Below are 20754 nucleotides of genomic sequence, written 5' to 3'. Positions count from 1 at the left end.
ATGAAGCGAGTCGAAGGCAAGGTGGCCCTGGTGACCGGCGGCGCGGGGGGCCTGGGCGCCGCGTCCGCGCGGATGCTCGCGCGCGAGGGCGCGAAGGTGGTGGTCACCGACCGGCGCGAGGCCGAAGCCCGCGCGGTGGCGGAGGAGCTGGGCGAGGCCGGCCTGTTCGTCCCGCTGGACGTCACCCGCGAGGACCAGTGGGTGAGCGCGCTGGCGCGCACGGTGGAGAAGTTCGGGCGGCTGGACGTGCTCGTGAACAACGCGGGCATGGGCATCGTGAAGGACGTGGAGGAGATGTCCCTGGACGAGTGGAAGCTCGTGCACTCGGTCAACCTGGACGGCGTCTTCCTGGGCTGCAAGCACGGCATCCGCGTGATGCGGGAGTCGAAGTCCCAGAACGGCTCCATCATCAACATCTCCTCCATCGCGGGGCTCGTGGGCGTGCCGCAGTTCCCCGCGTACTGCTCCAGCAAGGCCGGCGTGCGCATGCTGTCCAAGTCCGTGGCGCTGCACTGCGCGTACAAGGGCTACGGCATCCGCTGCAACTCCATCCACCCCGGCTACGTGGAGACGGCCATGGTGGAGGCGCTGGCCCAGGCCGGCGGCCAGGCGGACAAGACGCGCGCGCGCATGCTCAAGGGCATCCCCGCGGGCCGCTTCGGTGAGCCGGACGACGTGGCCAACGCCGTCGTCTACCTGGCGTCGGACGAGTCCAAGCTGATGACCGGCGCGGAGATGGTCCTCGACGGCGGCGCCACCGCGCAGTAGCGCCGCATGCATTCACGGCGGCGCCCGGGCAGTCATTCCCAGGGCGCCGTCAGCAGCTCCCCGAAGCGCATCCCCAATTCCATGCGGCCCACCATCGCCTGCCCCCAGGCGGTCGCCTGCGCGGCCCAGGTGGCGGGGGTGAGCCCCAGCGTGTCGAAGAGCTTCATCACGTCCCCGCCCCGCTGCATCGCCTTGATCATCCGCGCGTAGTCCACGAGCGTGGGGAAGGCCGTCTCCGGGAAGACCACCTCCCGGTCCACGGGCTTGAGCGGCACGCGCGGCTGGAGCGTCACCAGCAGGCGCTGCGCCTCCACGCGGGCCAGCGTCTCCTGCCGTTCGCGCTCGACGGCCTGCTGGGCCTCGCGCGCTTCGGCGTCGCGGCGGGCAACCTCGGCGCGGCGCTCCTGGTCGCGGCGGCGGGACTCGGCCACCTGACGGTCGATTTCACGCTGGCGCGCGTGCTCCTCGTTCTCGCGCCTGCGCTCGCGGCGCTCCCGCATCATCCGCAGCGCGCCGTGCGTGTCGTCCAGGAAGTCGCGGTGGATGTTCGACTCCTCCGCCGGGGACGGCGTGGCGAGCACGCGCTTCTCGAAGGCGGGCAGCCACGCTTCGAAGTGGTCCAGCTCCGCGTCCAGCACCGGGAGGGCGGCCGCGTCGCGGGACTCCAGGCCGTTGCGCAGCGCCATGGCGCCCTTCGACACGGAGAGGGACGCGGTGCGCGGGCGAGTGCCCACCAGCTCCTCCGCCGCGTCCCAGAGGGCGCGCAGCCGCCGTGGCAGCGCGTCCACCGGCACGTCGTCCAGCAGTCGCGTCGTCTGCTGGAAGAGCCCCTCGGGGTCCACGCGCCACCAGGACTGGAAGCGCGCGAGGGCATCCGGCTCCACCTCGCACTGGTGCTCCCAGAGCGCATCGCGCCAGGGCGCGAAGGCGGCGAGCAGGGCACCGCGCTCGGCGGGATGGGACTGGAAGCGGCGCCAGACGGCTTCGACGAGCACCTCCCGGCCGGAGAGGGAGCTCCAGGAGTGCACCGCGCGGGACAGCGGCGGCACCAGGAGGTGCTGGCCCGGCCCTTCCCAGACGGCCATCAGCAGCCGTCCCGCGTGCCCCGGGTCGGGGTGCTTCTCCACGTGCCGGGTGTCCGGGACGAGGCCCAGGTTCCGCGCCCGCGCGGGGAACATGATCAACGCTTCCAGCAGGGCCTCTCCGCTGTACGTGTCACGGGCCCAGTCGTTCAGCCGCCGCTGTTCGTCCACGCCCGAGTGGTGCAGGACACGCGCGAACGCGGAGTCACCGAAGCACGCGGTGCGGTCCTTCGCCGTCCCCCGGTCGATGGCGTGCACCGTCTCCTCCAGGAAGGCCCACATCGCCTCGGACTCCTCCTCTTCGGGAGCCTCGGGGTCGTCATGGAGAGGCGTGGCGGCCCACTCGAAGAAGTCCAGCGCGGTCTTCGCGGGCAGGTCGCGCAGCACCGAGCGCGCCCAGCGGGCCCACTGCCGCTGGCCCTCCAGGCCCCACGCGCGGAAGGGGCGCCGCCTCGCGAAGGACAACAGCTCGCCCGCGAGCGAACCCACCGTGCGCAGGGACACGGTGAGCGCCGCCTCCAGGGCGTCCTCGGGTAACTGCGAGGGGAGCTCGCGGAGGACCTCCTTCGCGAAGGCCGCGTCGCCGTCCTGCCGCAGCCGCGCGAGCAGCCGGCGCGAGCCCCACTGGCTCAGGATGCGCCGCGCGAAGCGGACGACCTCCGCGTCAGCGGAGTCCAGCGCCTGGGCGACCTCCATCTCATCGTGAAGGCACAGGGCGCACTCGAAGCGGACGTCGGCGTCATGGCCATACAGGCCCCGGTGCAGCGCGGCGGAGACGCTCTCCGGCGTCACCGCCTGTGACACCCGCGACCAGGCGACGGCGGCGCGCGAGGACAGCTCCGGCACGTCGAGCACGCCCAGGGCGAGGCCGCGGATCCGCTCGCGCTCCCCGGAGCCCAGCCGCGGGGGGAGGCCGTGGCGCCAGCGCGTCATGGCGAGCATGGCCTCCACCGCCATGCGGCCCTCGCCGTGCAGCAGCTGGTTGCTCACGGCGAAGCGGGCCTCCCGCGACCCGTTGCCCTGGTGCACCAACGCGAGCGCGGCCAGGAGGCGCAGGGTCGGATCCGGGGACTTGTCCGCCAGCCACTCCAGCGAGTCCGGCATGGGGCTGAAGGGCGCGAGCATCTCCTCCAGGGCGGACTCCTCGATGGGCAATATCAGCGCCCACGCGTCCTCCAGCTCCCGCGTGAAGCCGCGCTGCACGAGGAGGGGCTCGATGCGCCGCGCGTCCTCGGAGAGGCGCTGCACCGCGCCCCACTGCCGTGCGTAGCGCGCCTCCAGCACCGCCACCTGGGCGGGCTCCAGCGCGGCGGTGCGCGCGGCCAGGGCGAAGCGGTCCACCCCGGACTTCAGCAGCGCCCGCGCGGAGCCATAACGCTCCGGCGGGATGGCACCACACAGGCAATGCGGGCACGCGGCGTCAAGAGGGATGAAGCGGATGCAGCCGGGGCAGCGTGCCTCCGCACCCTGGCGCACGCCGCTGCCGGACGGAATGCCGGCACTCCTCGATTCGGATTCCATCCAGGGATCAGCTGTCCGGGCGCGCGGGATGTCAACGCCAGACGCAGTCCCCAGCGCACACGGCCCCATCGGGCACGAGCTGCCTTGACGGGACAGCCCCTGCCCAATATAGAAATGTTCAATTGAATTATTGAGGATGTCATCCATGGGTAGCCGAGCCTTCAAGGACGCGCTGTACGAGCAGCTTTCCCGGGTCTCCAAGGCGCTCGGCAGCCCGAAGCGGCTGGAGCTCATCGACCTGCTCGCCCAAAGCGAGCGGACCGTGGAATGGCTCGCCCGGGAAACGCGGATGAGCGTGGCCAGCACCTCCCAGCACCTCCAGGTGCTGCGGGAGGCGCGTCTGGTGGAGACGCGCAAGGAAGGCGTCTTCGTGCACTACCGCTTGGCGAGCCCCGCCGTCTTCATGCTCCTCTCGAGCGTCCGGAACGTGGCGGAGGCGCAGCTGGCGGACGTCCAGCGCGTGGTGGACACCTACCTGGGCGACCGGGACGGCATGGCGCCGGTGGGCCGCGAGGAGCTCCTCGAGCGCGCCCGTGCACACGAGGTGGTGGTGCTCGACGTCCGCCCCGCCGAGGAGTACGCGGCCGGGCACATCACCGGGGCACTCTCCATTCCGCTCGCCGAGTTGGAGGAGCGCCTCAAGGACCTTCCCAAACGGCGCGAGGTGGTCGCGTACTGCCGTGGCCCCTACTGCGTCTACGCGGACCAGGCTGTGAAGCTGCTTCGCGCCTCCGGCCGCAAGGCACGCCGGCTCCATGAGGGCTTCCCCGAGTGGCACGCCGCGGGCCTCCCCGTCAACGCTTCTCCCCTCTTCCCCCGCCACACGAGCAGGAGACCGCCAGCATGATCTTCAAGCCCTACCACTACGACGCCACTGGCTGTGCCGCGTACCTCTTCGGCTGTGGCGGCCTCGGCAGGTGCGCCGTCGTCGATGCCCACGAGGAGGACGTCGACACGTATCTCGCGTTCGCCTCGTCGAAGGGCATGCGAGTGACGCACGTCATCGACACGCATGTGCACGCCGACCACAAGAGCGGCGGCCCCGCCCTGGCCAGGAAGGCCGGCGCCGCCTACTGCCTGCACGCGTCCGCCCGCGTGGCCCTCCCCTTCGAGCCGCTTCACGACGGGCAGGAGGTCGAGCTCGGCAACACGCGCATTCAGGTGCTCCACACGCCGGGCCATACCCCCGAGAGCATCAGCCTGGTCGTCACCGACCTGCGGCGGGGGACCGCACCGTGGTTCGTCCTCACGGGAGACACGCTGTTCGTTGGCGCTGTCGGCCGCCCGGACCTTCCCGGCCGGGCCCGGGAGAACGCGGGCGAGCTCTACGCCAGCATCCACACGAAGCTCCTCACGTTGCCGGACGAGCTGGAACTCTATCCAGGCCACTACGCGGGCTCGGCCTGCGGCGCCGGCATGAGCGGCAAGCCGTCGAGCACCCTTGCTTTCGAGAAGCGCTGGAACCCGCTGCTCTCGATGTCGCGAGGCGACTTCGTCGACGCGCTCTCGGACGTGCAGCCGAAGCCCGCGGCCATGGAGCGGATCCTCCGCGTCAACCAGGGACGGGAAGAGGACACTCCGTGAGGCCCGTCCGCCTGGGGCTGCGCGAGAACCTGGGCCAGTTCTCACTGCTGGTCGTCGTGAACGCCTTCGTGGGCGCGATGGTCGGCATGGAGCGCACCCTCCTACCGCCCATCGCCGAGCACGAGTTCCACCTTGTGGCGAAGAGCGCCGTGCTCTCGTTCATCGTCGTGTTCGGCATCACGAAGGCGCTCACGAACTATCTGGCCGGGCGCCTGTCGGACCGCTGGGGACGCAAGCACGTGCTGGTGGGAGGCTGGCTCGTGGCCGCGCCGGTACCGTTCCTCCTGATGTGGGCGCCGGGCTGGGGATGGGTGTTGTTCGCCAACGCGCTCCTCGGCGTCAGCCAGGGGCTCACGTGGTCGACGACCGTCATCATGAAGATCGACCTCGCGGGACCCGCGAAGCGCGGGCTCGCGATGGGGCTCAACGAGTTCGCCGGCTACTTCGCCGTCGCGGGGAGCGCCCTCGCGACGGGCTTTGTCGCCGCGCGCCACGGCCTGCGTCCCGAGCCCTTCTATCTCGGTGTCGGCTATGTCGCCTGCGGGCTTCTGCTCTCCGTGTTCGCCGTACGTGAGACGAAGCACCACGTCGCCGCCGAATCGAAGCTCCAGGACGGGGCTCCTCCGGCAGACAGACCCACCCAGCGCGAGGTCTTCTGGCGCACTTCGTTTCTCGACCGGAATCTCTCGAGCATCAGCCAGGCGGGGCTCGTCAACAACCTGAACGACGGCATTGCCTGGGGAATCTTCCCGCTGTTCTTCGCGGAGGCGGGGATGTCGCTCGACCAGATTGGCGTGCTGGCGGCGCTCTATCCCGCGACCTGGGGCATGGGGCAGCTCTTCACCGGTGCACTCTCCGACCGGCTGGGCCGCAAGTGGCTGATTGTCGGAGGGCAGTGGCTCCAGTCCTTCGCCCTCGTCAGCCTGCTGCTGTCCCGAGGCTTCCCAGGGTTCGCGCTGGGCGCCGCCCTCCTCGGGCTTGGCACCGCGATGGTCTATCCAACGTTGCTCGCGGCCATCGGGGATGTCGCGCATGCGACGTGGCGTGCTTCCGCGGTGGGCGTCTATCGTCTCTGGCGGGACATCGGCTACGCGGTCGGCGCTGTCGTCGCGGGAGGAATCGCCGACGCGGTTGGCGTATCGCGCGCCATGTGGCTCGGTCCGGCCATCACGTTCATCTCCGGGGTCGCCGTCGCGGTGCGCATGCGGGAGACGCTGCGCCGGCCTGCGGCCCCGGCTTCCGAGGACAGGCCCGCACTCTCATGACGAGCGACCCCATCTACCTGGACCACAACGCCACGACGCCGCTCTTCCCGGAGGTCGTCGACGCGATGCTGCCGTACTTGCGCGAGCACTTCGGCAACCCCTCCAGCGGCCATGTGTACGGGCTTCGCGCCCGCAGCGCCGTGGCCCGTGCCCGCGAACAGGTCGCCGCGCTGCTCGGCTGCGACGCGGACGAGGTGCTTTTCACGTCGGGCGGCACCGAGGCGAACAACCTCGCCATCCGCGGCGTGCTCGAGGCCCTCGGCCGCGAGCGCCATGTCGTCACGACGCGCATCGAGCATCCCGCCACGGCGGTCCCCTGCGAGTGGCTTGAGAAGAAGGGACACCGCGTGTCGCGCATCGGCGTGGATGCCGAGGGCGTCGCCCGTGAAGCCGAGGCGCGCGAGGCCCTGGGCCGTGAGACCGCGCTCGTCACCGTGATGCATTCGAACAATGAGACGGGCGTGCTCCAGCCCATCGCGGCGCTCGCACGGCTGGCCCACGGCGTTGGCGCCCTCATGCACACCGACGCCGCGCAATCCCTGGGCAAGGTGCCGGTGCAGGTGCGTGAGCTGGGAGTCGACCTGCTCTCCGTCGCGGGACATAAGCTCTACGCACCGAAGGGAGTCGGGGCGCTCTACGTGAAGCGCGGCACTCCGCTCGCCCCCTTCGCGCTGGGCGCGAGCCACGAACGCGGGCTGAGGCCCGGCACCGAGAACGTCGCCTCCATCGTCGGGCTCGGCGCCGCGTGTGAAACGGTGGGCCGGGACCTGGACGCCGCGGCCTCGCGCATGAAGGGACTGCGCGACCTGCTGTGGGAACTGCTCGCGAGCAGCATCCCGGGGCTCGCGCTCAACGGGCACCGCGAGCTGCGCCTACCCAACACGCTCAACGTGCGGTTCCCGGGCGTTTCGGGCCCGGCGCTCCTCGAGGTGGTGCCCGACGTGGCGGCCTCGACAGGGTCCGCCTGCCACGCGGGGCATGAGACGGCGTCGGCGGTCATCCTCGCCATGGGCGTCCCCGCCGCGGAGGCGCTGGGCTCCGTCCGACTGACGCTGGGCCGAACCACCACGCCCGAGGAGGTGCGACAGGCCGCAGCCGCGCTCCTCCAATCCTGGCGGCAGCTGACCCGCTGAACGCCGCACCGGAGCCAGGCGGCGCGGAGGTCCGCCTTCGCGTCACGCAGGGCGGCCGCGGCGGCCTTGAGGAAGAGCGCGGAGATGGCCACGCCCACCGCGATGTCCGGCCATCCGGTCCCCAGCAAGCCAGGCGCTCGTGGCGGCGCTGGCGGAGGTGCGCCTGCTGCCGGGGATGCCGCCGGAAGCCCCGCTGGCGCGCGCAGGGCAGCTGGCGCTCCCAAAGGCGATGGAGCCGGTGCCCGAGGACGCCGAGGCCCAGGCACTGGGGCGGCGTGCGGTCCTCCGGGCCTTCTGTCAGTCCTGGAGGCCGCCCGCGCGAGTCAGAGTCAGCAGCGCGTCTCCCGGAGGTGCTGCCCACGCCGACGATTGGCGCGAGCTACGCGCGTGACGACGGAAGGCCCATCGTCCAGGGGATGGGCGGGCTCACCCTCCCGCTCTTCAACCAGCATCAGTCGGCGCGAGGCGAGGTCGCCGCGGAGCTCTACGCTGGCGACGTCCTCCAAGCCCTGGAGGAGAACCTGGAGCTGTCGACGGAGGCCTACCGCGCCGGCAAGGTGAGCTGCTCATCCTCCGCAGGGAGAGCCTGGAGGCCCGGCGCGGTTACATCGAGGCGCTCAGGGAGCTCAACGCCGCCTCCGCCGAGTTGGACCGCGCTGGGGGCGACGCGGTAGACGCCTTACAAGCCTCTTCACCCAAGCGTTCCTTTTCACCGAGGCGCACCAGCCCTATTGCCAGCTGTGCCCATAGCATCCGTATGTCTTTTCAGGGAGACACACACATGGGCGCATTGGACGGGAAGATCGCGGTCGTGACGGGCGGTGGGACGGGCATTGGCTTCGCCATCGCGGAGCGCTTCGCCCGCGAGGGCGCGGAGGTGGTCATCGCCGGGCGCCGCCAGCAGCGCCTGGAGGACGCGGCGGCGAGGATTGGCCGGGGCGCCCGGGGCGTCGTCACCGACGTGGGCGACGACGCGCAGGTGAAGCGGCTCATCGACTCCGTGCCGCGCGTGGACCTGCTGGTGACGTGCGCGGGGGGGGCCGTGTTCGGCGCGGTGGAGAGCGTGCCGTCGCAGTCGTGGCGGTCCCTCTTCAACGACCGGTTCTTCGGTCAGCTCTCCGCCTGCCACCACGCGGTGCCGAAGATGGCTCCGGGCAGCGCCATCATCCTGTGCTCCGGCATCGCGGGTCACACGGCCCTGGTGAACTACTCGGGCGGCGCGGGGCTGTGCGGCGCGGTCAACGCCATGGGCCGCTCGCTGTCCGTGGAGCTCGCGCCCCGGGGCATCCGCGTCAACGTGCTGTCCCCTGGGCTGACGCGCGACACGGCCATCGACTGGGGCGTCCCTCCGGAGCAGGTGGGTGCGTTCCTGGACGCGCTCGTGAGCAAGGTCCCGCTCAAGAAGCCGGGGACGGTGCACGACATGGCGGACGCGGCGTATTTCCTCGCGACGTGCGCGTACGCCACCGGGCAGGTCATCGACATCGACGGGGGTTGGACCGCCGGGGCCTGAAGCCCCCGCGCGCCGCAAGCACTTCCGCATGCGGAGTGGGCGGGCGTCCGACCTGGACCCTCGTCCCACTCCTCAGGGACGCAGAGCGACTTCATGTTGGTCTGAGAGCTTCTCGGGAGACCGGACATGGGCCGCAGCTACAGCGAACATCCGTTCCATCAACAGCAACCGATGCTGGGTGTGCAGGGGTCGGGGCCGCGCCTCGGCAACGACGAGGACACCCAGAAGGTCGCGCAGCAGAAGAAGCGCAAGGCCACCACCAAGAGCGCGAAGACGTCGGCCTCTCCGGCGCGGCAGGCCCGGAAGGCCGCCGCGCCGAAGAAGGGCGCGACGGGCGCCCTCGCCAAGGGCAAGCCCGCCGGCAAGGCCCGGAAGACCCCCGGACGCGCCGCCTCCAAGCGCGTCCACTGACGCGCTCCTACTGCACCGTGAAGGTCGCGGCGCAGCCGTTCCACACGTACCAGCTGGACCAGTCCCCGGTGGAGACACCGGTCGCCAGGCAGTAGCCGCCCGGGGTCAGCGTCGTGGGGACGGCGTAGTCCACCTGGAACGTGCGCGTCTGGCCCTGCGTGAACGCCTGGTTGGCCAGGGGGTTGCTGGCGACCGTGGTCGTGCCCGCCAGATTGCGCACGTCCAGCTTCACGTTCACGCCGCTCGCCGCGCCCGCCGCCCGGAAGGTGCTGGTGAGCCGCACCGTGCCGCCCCGCGCCACCGTCGTGGGTGCCGTGGAGGCGGACAGCAGCGTGAAGCCCACCTGCGGCGCCGGCGCGTTGGACACCGTGAACGACGCCGCGCAGTTGTCCCAGTAGAGCCAGGTCGCCCAGGTGGCATCCGCCACGCCCGACGTCAGGCAGTACGTCCCGTTGGCCAGGGTGGACGGCACCGCGTAGGCCATCGTGTACGTCTTGAGCTCGCCCTGCGCGAACGCCTGGTTCGCGAACGGCACGCCGGCCAGGTAGGTGCCCGCCGCGTCCCGCACGTTGAGCTTCACGTTGCGGCCCGACGCCGCGCCCGCCGCCTGGATGGACACCGACAGGTTCACCGTCTGCCCCGGCGCCACGGTGGAAGGCGACGCCGACGCGGACTGCGTGGCGTAGGCCTCGTTCACCGGCGGAGGCGTCGTGCCGCCCGGCGGCGGGAAGTTGCGCGTGGTGTCGTCCAGCACCAGCACCCAGTCATTCCCCGCCCCGCTGCTGGGGGGCGTGAACTGCCGCGTCCCCGTGTTGGCATGGGTGCCCGACACGCTCGTCGCGCCCGTGCGCGGGTTGTACCAGGTGGCGCGCACCGTCCCGCCGGAGAGCCGGCCCATGTTCACCGTGAAGGCCAGCCCGGACGCGCTGTAGACGAAGGCGTAGGAGCCGTTCGAGGAGCGCGTGGCCTGGATGCGCTGGGTGCCCGTCCCCGCGCTGGAGGCCAGCAGGGCCTGGTCCGGCGTGCGCTCCAGCATGGGCCGCGACTCGATGAGCCGGCGCAGGTGGCGCATCTGGCCCGCGCCCGCGTGGTTGAGCGCGTCGTACCAGAAGCTCTGTGGGCTGAACTGCGGCGAGCGGCCCGGCGCGTACATCTGCCAGACGGCGTTGTGCCCGTAGGTGTGGCCGAGCGCGCCCGCGAACACGCTCCAGTACGCGTACTTGCGCACCTCGTAGTCGTTGGAGAAGCCGTTGGCGGCGTTGAAGCAGATGGGGAACTGCTCGTAGAGCGGCTCTCCGTCCAGCGACGGCTTCGCGGGCGACAGGGCGTAGTCGCTGGCCATGCGGTTGTAGACGTCCGTGTCCGTGCAGTGGCCGTTCTGCTGCATGTTGAAGTCCAGCCACGCCTCGTTGTGGAACCAGGTGGAGGACCTGGCGCCACCCTTCGGATGGAAGGTCATCAGCACCTGGCTGTAGTCCTCCGAACCCGATGTGCCGATGGCGATGCCCTTCGCCAGCGCGCGCCAGACGGACTCGTAGCCCGCCGGGCTCACGTCACCGCCGAGCACCCAGATGATGGAGCGGCCCGCGTACCGGCTGCCCAGGAACTGGCCATACGCCTGCGCGTTGGACAGCGTGAGGTGGCCGTCCTGCACGAGCGTGCCCCACAGGGGCAGCAGCGCCACGTAGAGGCCGCGCGCCTCCGCCTGGTCGACGACGAAGTCGACGTGGTCCCAGAAGTCGTACTGGGTGGCGTTGGCCGGGTCGCTGCCCGGCGTCACCGCGGGCGTCGTGAAGGTGTTGTTGAGGAAGGGCACGTCGCCCTGCGCGTTGGAGTACAGGCCCGTGAGCGGCCCCAGCACCACGGCCTGCACGACGGTGAAGCCCTGGTCCGCGCGGTTCTGGAGGTACGTCGCCGCCTGGTCGCGGTTGAGGTACGGGATGAGCTGCCAGGCCGTGTCCGCCATCCAGAAGAACGGCGTGCCGTCCGCCTTCACCAGGAAGCGGCCGTTGCTGCTCACGCGCAGCTTCGACAGGGTCAGGGAGGAGGAAGCGGTGACGGGGGCGTCCGGCCCGGCCACCACGGGCTCCGGCCCGCACGCCGACAGGAGGGACAAGCACAGCAGGGACATCCAGGCGCGTCTCACGATGAGGTTCCTTGGAAGAGGGGGAGCCGCGCGCCATAACACAGACAGTGCGGACCGATGCGCCGGATCCCGGGCAGCGGTAAGAAGGGAACTCCGATGAGCACGCCAGATGAAGCGCGTCGCGCGCTGGAGGCCGTGTACCAGCGCGTGGAGGCACGCGCGGCCGACATCTCCGGCACCCACGATTGGTGGCCCTGCCGCCGTGGCTGTGATCACTGCTGCCGCCACCTGGCCGCGCCCCTGCCCCTCACGGAGCTGGAGTGGCGCTACCTGGAGGAAGGGCTCCAGCAGCTCCCAGCGGAAGCGCGGGAGGAGATCCGCGCCCGCGTCGAAGCCCTGGCCCGGCAGGAGGCCCGCCCATACGCCTGCCCGCTGCTGGACCGCGAGACGGGCGCGTGCCGCGTCTATGCGCACCGGCCGCTGGCGTGCCGCTCGTATGGCTTCGCCGCCGCGCGCGACGGCGGCCTCTTCTGCCACTTCATCCTGGACCTCGTGGGCCAGCACGGCGACGCGGACATCGTCTGGGCCAACCAGGACGCCCTGGAGGATGCGGTGGCGCGGCTGAGCGGCCCCATGCGCCCGCTCTCCGAGTGGTTCGCGCGGAGGCAGCGCCAGGAGCCGTGAGCCCCTGGCGCAACCACATCCATGGCCTGCTCACCACGAAGCCGCTGGAGCGCGTGGTCGAGAGGCTCGTCACCCACGCGGCCACCGGTTTCGTGCTTCCGGACTACACCTGAAAGCTTGGAAGTCGTCAGTGCCCTGGCATATCCTCGCGCGCGCCTGGAAACGCCTGGAGCGCCCAGGACAACCATTCATCGAGCAGGGGGAATCCACATGAAGAAGTCGGGAATGATGTTGGGTCTGTGCGTCGCCATGGGTCTGTCCACGGCCAGCTTCGCCGGCAGCAAGGGCGGCATGTCCGTCTACGTTGACACCGTGAACCGCCACTTCAACGGGAGCATGGGGACGGCCCGCAACAGCGCGGACTCCAATCAGAACCTGTATTGCTATATCAGCTCGTCCGGCTACGGCGTGTGCATGGCGACGGACGCGGCTGGCACCAACGCGAGCTGCTTCACCAACAATGCCGGCATGGTGTCGGTGATCAACTCGCTGAACTCGGACTCGTACGTGCAGATCTCCTACGACAGCGCGGGAACCTGCACGAGCATCCTGGTGGGCACCGGTTCCCACCACGACCCCAAGCAGCCCTGAGCGTCGTTCCCTGGAGGCAGCCCCGCGCCATGTCTTCACCCAGCCGCACGCTCGTCGTGCTCAACCTGATGTTCTTCGGCGCGGGGCTCGCCCTGTTCGTGCAGGGCCAGCGCGCCTCCGCCAGCGCCCAGGACCTGGAGGCCCGGCTGGAGCGCATGGAGGGGCGCCTCAACCAGCTGCTCGCGCAGCGCCAGGGACCCGTGGCCGCGCTGCCCGGTGCGCCGGCCCGGGCGCCCGAGCTGCCGGCGGACCTGGACGCCCGCCTGGAGCAGGCCGTGACCCGCGCGTTGCAGGCCCAGGCCCAGGCCCAGGCTTCCGGACCCGGGCCCCAGGACGACGACCGGCCGTCCCAGGAGCCGCCCGTGCCGGAAGCGCAGAACGCCGCGGCCTGGGCTCGCGGCAACGAGGTGGTGGACCGGGCCCTCTCCGGCCGCAAGTGGGGTGAGGCCCAGGCGCGCGAGCTGTCCGCGTCCGTCCCCTCCCTCACGATGCAGCAGCGCGAGGACCTGCTGCGCCGGCTCATCATGGCCATCAACCAGGGCCAGCTGAAGGTGGACACGCGCGGGCCGCTCTTCGCCTTCTAGACGGAGGCGGCGCGGCTACCGCGCCTCCGCCGCCCGCTTCAGCTCGGCGATGTCCAGCTTCACCATCTTCATCATCGCCCGCATGACGCGGTCCCGCTTCGCCTCGTCCGGGTCCAGCATCACCTGCTGCATATAGGTGGGGACGATCTGCCAGGACAGCCCGAAGCGGTCCTTGAGCCAGCCGCACTGCACCGGCTTGCCTCCGCCCGCGATGAGCTTGTCCCACAGCTCATCCAGCTCCGCCTGCGTGTCGCAGTCCACGCTCAACGACACGGCATCCGTGAAGGGGACGCCGGGTCCTCCGTTGAGCGCGATGAAGCGCTGTCCCGCGAGCTCGAAGTCGATGGTCAGCACCGTGCCCTTGGGCGCGGGGCCCGCGTCCGTGTACCGGGTGACGTTCAGGACCCTCGAGTCCTTGAAGACAGACGTGTAGAGGGCGACAGCCTCCTCCGCGTTGAAGTTGCACCACAGGCAGGTGACGATCTTCTGGGGAACGGCCATGGGGGACTCCTCCTGGGGCTACGGTGGACGCCGTGCCGGCCCCAGGCAGTAGCACGAAGCCGGACCGCCCTCCCCCCTCCCAGTCGTACGAGCCCTGCCTTGTGTTCAGGGAGCAGGCTGCGTGGGGACCTTCAGCTCCCCGGAGATGATGCGGGCCCGGAGCGCGTCCACCGTGCGCAGCGCGTCCTCCTTGCCAGGGAAGTCCAGCCGCACGGGAGCCAGCCCCACGCCTCCCTCCTTCAGGCCGAGCGAGACGTTCCCTCCCTGGAGGCGCCCCTGGCGCTGCTCGCGGATGGCCTCGTACACGACCAGGTCCACGCGCTTCACGACGGCGGACAGCACCGCCTGCGGCGCCAGGTGGGACGGGTCGGAGTCCACGCCAATGACATACACGGTCTTGCCGGCCTCGCGCGCCTCCTTCACCGCCTGGATGGCGCCCAGGCCGTCCACGCCGGCCGCGGCGAAGACGACGTCCGTGTTCTTGAGCAGCAGGTCCTGCCCCACCTGCTTGCCCAGGGCGAAGTCCGTGAAGCTGCCGGTGTAGTTGACCAGCACCGTGGCGTTCGGGTTCGTCGCGGCCACGCCGGCCCGGAAGCCCGCCTCGTAGCGCTCCACCAGGGGAATCCTCATCCCACCCACCATGCCCACCCGGCCCGTCTTCGTGGCCAGTCCCGCCAGGGCTCCCGCGAGGAAGCAGCCCTCCTCCTCGCGGAACACCACCGTGCGCACGTTGGGCAGCGTGAGGACCCGGCCCTGCGCGTCCAGCAGCGGGCTGTCCACCAGCAGGAAGGGCAGCGACGGATTGCGCCGCGCCACCGCCTCCACGGCGTTCTCCAGCATGAAGCCCACGCCCATCGCCATGGACACGTGCTGGTCCGCGAGCAGTTGGAGGTTCGGCTCGTAGTCCTCCGCCACGCGGCTCTGGAGGACCACCGGCGTGATGCCCAGCGGGGCCAGCTCCTGCGCGCGGGGCGCCAGGTCGGGCCCCAGCGAGGACTGCCGCTCGGACAGGGAGGCCTCCTGGTAGCCGGCCTTCTCGTACTTCACCCCCGCGGCCCACAGCTCCAGCCCTCGCAGGGCGGAGTCGTTGAAGGCGTGGTCGCCACGGCCTCCCAATCCCAGCACCAGCCCGATGGTGGGCTTGGAGGGCGCGGCGGGCGCCTCCTTCTTGCAACCGGTGGAGGCGGCCAGCAGACACAGGGCGACGGAGATGATTCGGCGGTGCGGGCTCATGACACTGCCTTGTGTATCACGCCGCCGGGACCGCCTCCGGACCGGCCCCTCGAGACGTGACAGGGAGGTAGGCTGCCCGCCATGACCTACCGACGCGCTCCGGTGAAGGCTCCGCGACTCTCTGGCATGGCCCTCAAGGCCATGGTGAACACGCTGGAGCGGGGCGGCGTGGGTCCGGCGCTGGTGGAGAAGCTGATGCGGGACAGCGGCGTCGAGCAGTGGCGCGAGCTGTCCGCTGGCGATGCCCCGCCCATCCAGTACCCGCTGCCACCGGGGGCGCCCGCCACCGAATCACAGACACCCGTGGAACAGGCCGCGCGCGCGGCCGCCGCTTCGCCCGTGGAGCCGAAGCGGGAGACGGTGGCGGCGTTCGCTCGTGCCTACCGGGACGGGAGCACGGATCCGGTGGCCGTGACACGCAAGGCCCACGAAGCCATTGAACGGCTGGACGGCGGCGCGGACCGCCTGGGCCTCTTCATCGCTCGCAAGCCGGAGGAGGTGCTGCGGGCGGCGGAGGCGTCCGCGGAGCGGCTGCGCGCGGGAGCGCCCTTGAGCGTGCTGGACGGCGTGCCCGTCGTCATCAAGGACGAGCTGGACCTGGCGGGCTTCCCCACGACGCTGGGCACCACGTTCCGCACCGAGCCGGCCCGGACCGACTCCACCGTCGCCGCGCGCTTGAAGGCCGCGGGTGCCGTCATCCTGGGCAAGGCCAACATGCATGAGATTGGCATCAACCCCATCGGGTTGAACCCGCACCACGGCGCCGCGCGCAACCCGTGGAACCGGGGCCACATCACCGGCGGCAGCTCCAGCGGCTCCGGCGCCGTGGTGGCGGCGGGGCTGTGTCCGGCGAGCATCGGCGCGGACGGCGGCGGCTCCATCCGCATCCCCGCCGCGCTGTGCGGCCTCGTCGGGCTCAAGGCCACCTGGGGCCGCATCCCGGAGACGGGCGTGCCGCCGCTGTGCTGGAACGTGGCGCACGTGGGCCCCCTGGGCCTCACCGTCGATGACGTCGCGGCGGTGTATGCGATTGTCGCGGGGACGGACGGACACGACGTCGCCTCCCGGCAGCAGCCCCCGCACCACCTGTCGGGCTACGAGGACGGGGCGCTCAAGGGCCTCCGTCTGGGCCTCTGCACGCCCTACTTCGAGGACGCGGACCCGGACGTGGTGGCGCGCTGCCGCGACGCCGTGCGCGCCCTCACCGACGCGGGCGCCACGGTGGTGGAGCTTCCCGCGCCGGACCTGAACACGATTCTCTGGACGCACAGCTGCATCATCCTGAGCGAGATGGCGGAGGCGATGCTGCCGCAGGTGAAGGCCCGCGCGTCGGTGTTCGGGCTCGACTCGCGCACCAACCTGGCGCTGGGGCGTCACTTCCGGGCCACGGACCTCATCCATGCGCTGCGGCACCGGCACCGGCTGACGCGGGAGCTGCTGTCGCTCATGGCGGACGTGGACGTCATCGTCACGCCGACGACGGCCAGCACCGCCCCCGCCATTCCCGAAGCGGCGCTCCCGGCGGGCGAGTCCAACCTGCCGGTGGTGGACGCGCTGATGCGCTTCATCCGCCTGGCGAACCTCACCGGCTGCCCTGCCCTCTCCGTCCCCGCGGGCTTCGACCGCGCGGGCCTGCCCGTGGGCGTGCACCTCATGGGGCGACCCTACGAAGAGCACCTGCTGCTGCGCCTGGGGCGCGTGGTGGAGCGCGCGACGGAGCGCCGCACGCCGGGCATCCACGTCCACCTTCTGCCCTGAAGCCCGCGGGGCGCGCCTTCAGTGCGCCTCGAACCACGTGAGGCCGTAGTCCAGACAGAGCTCCTCGCCGGGCTGGATGTCACGCAGCGCCACGGCGGCGCCGGTGTCCGGCACCGGCCCGTCGATGAGCTCCACGTTCGGCGTCTTCGAGTGGTTGTAGAGCGCCAGCATTCCCCACGCGTACGCCTTCTCCCGCCCGGGCTCCGTGCCCCAGGTGAAGACATGGTGGTGCGCCTGGCAGTCGCGGTGGTCCGCCGGCTTCAGGTCGCTCGCGGGGAAGCGGCTGATGGGCGCCCACTCCACGAGCGTCCCCTTCGGCAGGAGCCGGCGCGCGAAGACGCCCCGTCCCTTTCCAGGGATGAGGCGCCATTCGATGTTGGGATGGAACTGGTTCTCGGAGATCAGGCGATCGAGTTCGGGATTGTTCATGGAGAAACCCTCCCGGAAGGAGGGTGCCTGCCCGAACCTAAGCACGCCCCCAGGTCACGGGGAGGCGGGCGCCTGCTCCACGTCCCGGACGCGGTTGGGACGGCGCTCGGGGACGGGGGCGATGCCGCCCAGCCAGACCCAGTCCACGCCATTCCACAGCTGCTCGCACCAGCGCAGCTCCGTGGCCAGCTCGCGAGCCTTGGCGCCGTGGGCGACGAGCGCCCAGCCCAGCCGGGACTGCTTGCACTCGCCGCTCTTGAACTTCAGCAGCCGGCGCTGCGTCTGGGCCTCGGCTCGCTCCGCGTCAAAGAGCGCCTGGTTCTTCAGGCCGTCGCCATGGGCATCCACCCCGTTCCACTCACACCAGGCCAGCACGTCCTTCAGTCGGACCAGCTTCGTTCCCCGGGAGAGTTCCGTCACGGCCGCGACGAGAAGGTCGGGGGTGATGACACGCATGGGTTGAGGCCTCCGGTGCAGAGCGGCGAAGGACACCAACCTACAGCGTAGGAAATGGCGGAGGGCCTCAGCTCCGCCATGCGTTTGTCATGGTTCTGTCATGGCTTCCGGCCATGACGCAGGCAGGCAAGCGCTCAGGGCTTCTTCGCGGGCGGCTGCGCTGGGGCGGGCGGTGTGGCGGGCTTCGCCTTCGAGTACGTGGCGATGCGGTTCGTCACCTCGCCCATCAAGTCGTTGGGGATGGGGACGGAGAGGTTGTACTGGGCAATCTTCCAGCCGGCCGCATCCTTCACCAGCACGCCGCTGCCGCGCGCGGGGCCCAGGTTGGGTGTGTCCAGCGCCTCGTCGAACCAGGCCACCTGGCCGTCCTTGGACAGGAACACGTTGCGGGACACGGACTTGAAGGACCACGCCTTGCCCTTGGTGAAGTAGGGCTTCGCCCACGCGCGGAACTGGTCCACGGTCCAGCGCTCCGTGCCGTCCGTGCCCATGAAGACCGCGTCCGGCGTGAAGAAGGAGAAGTAGCGCGGCTCGTTCGCGACGGCCGCCGCGCGGTGCCAGTCATCCAGCACGGTGGCCACCGCCACCTTCGGGTCCGCCGGGGCGGCCTGGGCCGGGGCCGCGACGGGGTTTGCGCCAAGCGCCAGCAACAACCAGGAGACGGAAGCCATCGGGTTCACCTCGACGCCAAGGGGGTTCGCGGTATGAAGCGGCAGGCGTGCCCCCAGGTCAAGGCATGCGACACAAGGCGGTGGTGGCGTGGTGCTCGAAAGTTTCCAGGTGGGCACGGGCGACGTGCTCACGGTGATGCTGCACGGCTTCCTCGGGACGGGCCGCAACCTGCGCTCGCTGGCCGTCGCGTGGACCCAGGCGGACCCGCGCCGCCGCATCCTCCTGCCGGACCTCACCGGCCACGGCACCTCCCCCGCCCTGCCCCCGGACGCGGACCTGACCACGCTCGCGCGCGACGTCGTGGACACGCTCGAAGCGAAGGGCTTCACCGGCGCGGTGGACTGGGTGGGCCACTCGCTGGGCGGCCGCGTGTCACTGGCCGCGAGCCTGGAGGCCTCCGAGCGTGTGGGCAGCGTGGCGCTGCTCGACATCGCGCCCGGCCCCGTGCCGCTGGATTTGTCGGAGAGCGGCTACGTGCTCGACATCCTGCTGAAGGCCCCGCCGCGCGCGGACAGCCGCAAGGACCTGCGCGCGAACCTCACCGGCAACGGCCTGTCGGAGGGACTGTCCGACTGGCTCCTGATGAACCTGACGCCCGACGGTGACGGCGTGCGCTGGCGCTTCGACCGCGACGCCCTCCACCGCCTGCACCGGCGCGTCAACGGCGAGGACCTGTGGCCCGCGGTGGAGCGCCCCGTCCACCCGCCCCTGCGCTGCATCCGGGGTGGGCGCAGCCGGTACGTGTCGGAGGAGAGCGCGCGGCGGCTGGAGGCCGGCGGCTGCCCCGTGGCCGTCCTCCCGGAGGCCGGCCACTTCGTGCACGTGGACGGTCTCCAGGCCGTGCTCGCGTGGCTGATGGCCCCCTGATGGATTCAGGGACCGTCCTGCTCGTCTTCCTCGCGGTGGGGCTGGACGGCCTGGCCGGACTCGCGGGCGGCGTGCTGTCCGAGCGTTGGCTGCAACGGCGGCTGCCCGCGCTGGTGGCGTTCGCCGCCGGCACGCTCTTGAGCACCGTCTTCCTGGAGGTGCTCCCGGAGGCGGTGGAGGCGCGGGGCGAGGCCGCCTTCGCGTGGGCCTTCGCCAGCTTCGTCGCGCTGGCGCTCGTGGAGTGGGCGCTGGGCCATCACCACCACGACGCGGAGGCCGCCGCTGGACACGCGCACGGCCACGTCCATCATCATGCGCATCCGGGCGCGCCCACGCTCCCCAGCGCGCTGCTCGCATCGGATGCGCTGCACAACGTGGGCGACGGCGCGGCGGTCGCGGCGGCCTTCCTCGTGTCTCCGCACGCGGGCTTCGCCACCGCGTTCGCGGTCATCGTCCACGAGCTCCCGCAGGAGGTGGGCGACTACGCGCTCCTGCGCGCCGCGGGCTGGTCCCGGGCGCGGGCGCTCGTCGCGCTGGGCGCGGTGCAGCTCACCGCGGCGGTGGGCGCGGCGGGCGTGCTGCTGGGCACGGAATACCTGCCCTCGCTCCAGGGCACGGTGCTGGCCATCGCCGGGGGTTCGTTCCTCTACATCGGCGCGGTGGACCTGCTGCCGGAGCTGCGCCGGGGCCCGGACTCGCGCCAGCGCGTGGTGGGCTTCCTCTGTGGACTGCTCCTCATTGGCGGGCTGCACTTCGCGGAGCGGTTCACGGGAGGCCATGGCTGAAGGACGGCGCCCTTGAGAGGATGGGGCCATGCAAGGAAAGTCCGTGATTGTCACCGGTGCCTCGGCGGGCATCGGCGAGGCGCTGGCGGTGGCCCTGGCCGGCCGGGGCGCGAACGTGGCGCTGGCGGCGCGGGATGCCCAGGCGCTGGAGCGCGTGAAGGCGCGGTGCGAGGCCGCGGGTGGCAAGGCGCTGGCGGTGCCCACCGACGTGGGCGACCCGGAGGCGTGCCGCCGGCTGGTGGAGCGCACGGTGGAGGCGTTCGGCGGCGTGGACGTGCTCGTCAACAACGCGGGCATCACCATGCACTCGCGCTTCGAGGACGTGAAGGACCTGGGCCTCTACGAGCGCCTGATGCGCATCAACTACCTGGGCGCGGTGCACTGCACCTTCCACGCGCTGCCGCACATCAAGGCGCGCAAGGGGCTGCTCGTCGCCGTGTCGTCGCTGACGGGCAAGACGGGCGTGCCCATGCGCACCGGCTACGCCGCCAGCAAGCACGCCATGCAGGGCTTCTTCGATTCGCTGCGCATCGAACTGTTGGGCACCGGCACCGACGTGCTCGTGGTGTCGCCGGGCTTCGTGGCCACGGACATCCGCGCGCACGCGCTGGGCCCGGAGGGCCGGCCCCTGGGACAGAGCCCCCGCGACGAGGCGGGCCCCACCATGGACGTGGACACCTGCGTGAACCTCATCCTGCGCGGCATGGAGCGCCGCGAGCGTGAAGTCGTGATGACGCTCACCGGCCGCGTGGGACAGGTGCTCAAGCTGGTGGCACCTGCGCTGGTGGACCGGCTGGCCGCGCGCGCCATCCGCGGCAAGCAGGCCTGACG

21 protein-coding genes are annotated in these 20754 nt (G+C 71.2%); 14 read left to right on the top strand and 7 right to left on the bottom strand.

The annotated features are described in order from the left end of the window. Entirely contained in the window at positions 1-768 is a 768-nt protein-coding gene (locus NR792_RS30920) for a glucose 1-dehydrogenase (protein WP_375756298.1), read from the top strand. Positions 769-800: 32 nt separating this feature from the next. On the opposite strand, the gene NR792_RS30915 is transcribed toward NR792_RS30920, so the two are convergent. Then, a complete protein-coding gene (locus tag NR792_RS30915) occupies positions 801-3191 on the bottom strand; it encodes a hypothetical protein (protein WP_375756297.1) in 2391 nt (796 codons plus the stop codon). 325 nt (positions 3192-3516) lie between these two features. On the opposite strand from NR792_RS30915, the gene NR792_RS30910 reads away from it, so the two are divergent. The 6 genes from NR792_RS30910 to NR792_RS30885 all read left to right on the top strand — a co-directional run bounded on the left by NR792_RS30910 (position 3517) and on the right by NR792_RS30885 (position 9277). After that, positions 3517-4218 carry an ArsR/SmtB family transcription factor gene (locus tag NR792_RS30910; RefSeq protein ID WP_375756296.1) on the top strand — a complete coding sequence of 234 codons (702 nt, stop codon included), beginning with the start codon at positions 3517-3519 and terminating at the stop codon, positions 4216-4218. After that, complete coding sequence (locus NR792_RS30905; protein WP_375756295.1) at positions 4215-4955, top strand: MBL fold metallo-hydrolase; 741 nt, start codon at positions 4215-4217, stop codon at positions 4953-4955. The genes NR792_RS30910 and NR792_RS30905 overlap by 4 nt, the downstream gene beginning before the upstream one ends. Beyond that, on the top strand, positions 4952-6220 hold the full coding sequence (locus tag NR792_RS30900; RefSeq protein WP_375756294.1) for an MFS transporter: 1269 nt from the start codon (positions 4952-4954) through the stop codon (positions 6218-6220). The genes NR792_RS30905 and NR792_RS30900 overlap by 4 nt, the downstream gene beginning before the upstream one ends. Next, positions 6217-7353, top strand: a complete 1137-nt coding sequence (locus tag NR792_RS30895; RefSeq protein ID WP_375756293.1) for a cysteine desulfurase family protein — start codon at positions 6217-6219, stop codon at positions 7351-7353. Before NR792_RS30900 ends, NR792_RS30895 begins: the two co-directional genes overlap by 4 nt. A gap of 781 nt (positions 7354-8134) precedes the next feature. Further along, positions 8135-8866: an SDR family NAD(P)-dependent oxidoreductase gene (locus NR792_RS30890; protein ID WP_375756292.1), complete on the top strand. Its 732-nt coding sequence runs from the start codon at positions 8135-8137 to the stop codon at positions 8864-8866. 126 nt (positions 8867-8992) lie between these two features. After that, positions 8993-9277 (top strand): hypothetical protein, encoded by a 285-nt coding sequence (locus NR792_RS30885; protein WP_375756291.1) that lies wholly within the window; start codon positions 8993-8995, stop codon positions 9275-9277. 7 nt (positions 9278-9284) lie between these two features. Here the strand turns inward: NR792_RS30885 and NR792_RS30880 are convergent, their stop codons facing one another. Beyond that, positions 9285-11423 (bottom strand): DUF4038 domain-containing protein, encoded by a 2139-nt coding sequence (locus NR792_RS30880; protein WP_375756290.1) that lies wholly within the window; start codon positions 11421-11423, stop codon positions 9285-9287. A gap of 96 nt (positions 11424-11519) precedes the next feature. Between NR792_RS30880 and NR792_RS30875 the strand changes: the two genes are divergently transcribed. The 3 genes from NR792_RS30875 to NR792_RS30865 all read left to right on the top strand — a co-directional run bounded on the left by NR792_RS30875 (position 11520) and on the right by NR792_RS30865 (position 13222). Next, entirely contained in the window at positions 11520-12047 is a 528-nt protein-coding gene (locus NR792_RS30875) for a YkgJ family cysteine cluster protein (protein WP_375756289.1), read from the top strand. 210 nt (positions 12048-12257) lie between these two features. Further along, positions 12258-12638 carry a hypothetical protein gene (locus tag NR792_RS30870; RefSeq protein ID WP_375756288.1) on the top strand — a complete coding sequence of 127 codons (381 nt, stop codon included), beginning with the start codon at positions 12258-12260 and terminating at the stop codon, positions 12636-12638. A gap of 29 nt (positions 12639-12667) precedes the next feature. Beyond that, positions 12668-13222 (top strand): hypothetical protein, encoded by a 555-nt coding sequence (locus tag NR792_RS30865; RefSeq protein WP_375756287.1) that lies wholly within the window; start codon positions 12668-12670, stop codon positions 13220-13222. A gap of 15 nt (positions 13223-13237) precedes the next feature. On the opposite strand, the gene NR792_RS30860 is transcribed toward NR792_RS30865, so the two are convergent. Continuing rightward, positions 13238-13723, bottom strand: a complete 486-nt coding sequence (locus NR792_RS30860) for a VOC family protein (RefSeq protein ID WP_375756286.1) — start codon at positions 13721-13723, stop codon at positions 13238-13240. Positions 13724-13828: 105 nt separating this feature from the next. Then, on the bottom strand, positions 13829-14956 hold the full coding sequence (locus NR792_RS30855) for a BMP family protein (RefSeq protein WP_375756285.1): 1128 nt from the start codon (positions 14954-14956) through the stop codon (positions 13829-13831). A gap of 81 nt (positions 14957-15037) precedes the next feature. On the opposite strand from NR792_RS30855, the gene NR792_RS30850 reads away from it, so the two are divergent. Further along, a complete protein-coding gene (locus NR792_RS30850; RefSeq protein WP_375756284.1) occupies positions 15038-16714 on the top strand; it encodes an amidase in 1677 nt (558 codons plus the stop codon). Positions 16715-16732: 18 nt separating this feature from the next. On the opposite strand, the gene NR792_RS30845 is transcribed toward NR792_RS30850, so the two are convergent. From NR792_RS30845 to NR792_RS30835, 3 genes are all read right to left on the bottom strand, one after another. Continuing rightward, positions 16733-17143, bottom strand: a complete 411-nt coding sequence (locus NR792_RS30845; RefSeq protein WP_375756283.1) for an SET domain-containing protein — start codon at positions 17141-17143, stop codon at positions 16733-16735. Between the two features lie 54 nt (positions 17144-17197). Further along, positions 17198-17599, bottom strand: coding sequence for a hypothetical protein (locus NR792_RS30840; RefSeq protein WP_375756282.1), 402 nt, complete (start codon positions 17597-17599; stop codon positions 17198-17200). Between the two features lie 134 nt (positions 17600-17733). After that, on the bottom strand, positions 17734-18270 hold the full coding sequence (locus tag NR792_RS30835; RefSeq protein ID WP_375756281.1) for a nuclear transport factor 2 family protein: 537 nt from the start codon (positions 18268-18270) through the stop codon (positions 17734-17736). A gap of 88 nt (positions 18271-18358) precedes the next feature. On the opposite strand from NR792_RS30835, the gene NR792_RS30830 reads away from it, so the two are divergent. Genes NR792_RS30830 through NR792_RS30820 form a run of 3 tightly spaced genes read left to right on the top strand, consistent with a single transcriptional unit; the run spans position 18359 to position 20752 of the window. Continuing rightward, complete coding sequence (locus NR792_RS30830) at positions 18359-19138, top strand: alpha/beta fold hydrolase (RefSeq protein WP_375756280.1); 780 nt, start codon at positions 18359-18361, stop codon at positions 19136-19138. Then, a complete protein-coding gene (locus NR792_RS30825) occupies positions 19138-19923 on the top strand; it encodes a ZIP family metal transporter (RefSeq protein ID WP_375756279.1) in 786 nt (261 codons plus the stop codon). Before NR792_RS30830 ends, NR792_RS30825 begins: the two co-directional genes overlap by 1 nt. A gap of 28 nt (positions 19924-19951) precedes the next feature. Continuing rightward, positions 19952-20752, top strand: coding sequence for an SDR family oxidoreductase (locus tag NR792_RS30820; protein ID WP_375756278.1), 801 nt, complete (start codon positions 19952-19954; stop codon positions 20750-20752). Positions 20753-20754 lie beyond the last annotated feature (2 nt).

The organism is Corallococcus exercitus, assembly GCF_042231735.1.
Classification (GTDB): Bacteria; Myxococcota; Myxococcia; order Myxococcales; family Myxococcaceae; genus Corallococcus; species Corallococcus exercitus_B.
Note: the sequence above shows the minus strand (reverse complement) of the source record. Positions and strands in the feature narration are given on the sequence as shown.

Excerpts from the sequence above, each read along its gene's own strand:
- NR792_RS30920 (WP_375756298.1), top strand. The coding sequence starts at position 1 with ATGAAGCGAGTCGAAGGCAAGGTGGCCCTGGTGACCGGCGGCGCGGGG.
- NR792_RS30910 (WP_375756296.1), top strand. The coding sequence starts at position 3,517 with ATGGGTAGCCGAGCCTTCAAGGACGCGCTGTACGAGCAGCTTTCCCGG.
- NR792_RS30905 (WP_375756295.1), top strand. The coding sequence starts at position 4,215 with ATGATCTTCAAGCCCTACCACTACGACGCCACTGGCTGTGCCGCGTAC.
- NR792_RS30895 (WP_375756293.1), top strand. The coding sequence starts at position 6,217 with ATGACGAGCGACCCCATCTACCTGGACCACAACGCCACGACGCCGCTC.
- NR792_RS30890 (WP_375756292.1), top strand. The coding sequence starts at position 8,135 with ATGGGCGCATTGGACGGGAAGATCGCGGTCGTGACGGGCGGTGGGACG.
- NR792_RS30885 (WP_375756291.1), top strand. The coding sequence starts at position 8,993 with ATGGGCCGCAGCTACAGCGAACATCCGTTCCATCAACAGCAACCGATG.
- NR792_RS30875 (WP_375756289.1), top strand. The coding sequence starts at position 11,520 with ATGAGCACGCCAGATGAAGCGCGTCGCGCGCTGGAGGCCGTGTACCAG.
- NR792_RS30870 (WP_375756288.1), top strand. The coding sequence starts at position 12,258 with ATGAAGAAGTCGGGAATGATGTTGGGTCTGTGCGTCGCCATGGGTCTG.
- NR792_RS30865 (WP_375756287.1), top strand. The coding sequence starts at position 12,668 with ATGTCTTCACCCAGCCGCACGCTCGTCGTGCTCAACCTGATGTTCTTC.
- NR792_RS30860 (WP_375756286.1), bottom strand. The coding sequence starts at position 13,723 with ATGGCCGTTCCCCAGAAGATCGTCACCTGCCTGTGGTGCAACTTCAAC.
- NR792_RS30855 (WP_375756285.1), bottom strand. The coding sequence starts at position 14,956 with ATGAGCCCGCACCGCCGAATCATCTCCGTCGCCCTGTGTCTGCTGGCC.
- NR792_RS30850 (WP_375756284.1), top strand. The coding sequence starts at position 15,038 with ATGACCTACCGACGCGCTCCGGTGAAGGCTCCGCGACTCTCTGGCATG.
- NR792_RS30845 (WP_375756283.1), bottom strand. The coding sequence starts at position 17,143 with ATGAACAATCCCGAACTCGATCGCCTGATCTCCGAGAACCAGTTCCAT.
- NR792_RS30840 (WP_375756282.1), bottom strand. The coding sequence starts at position 17,599 with ATGCGTGTCATCACCCCCGACCTTCTCGTCGCGGCCGTGACGGAACTC.
- NR792_RS30835 (WP_375756281.1), bottom strand. The coding sequence starts at position 18,270 with ATGGCTTCCGTCTCCTGGTTGTTGCTGGCGCTTGGCGCAAACCCCGTC.
- NR792_RS30825 (WP_375756279.1), top strand. The coding sequence starts at position 19,138 with ATGGATTCAGGGACCGTCCTGCTCGTCTTCCTCGCGGTGGGGCTGGAC.
- NR792_RS30820 (WP_375756278.1), top strand. The coding sequence starts at position 19,952 with ATGCAAGGAAAGTCCGTGATTGTCACCGGTGCCTCGGCGGGCATCGGC.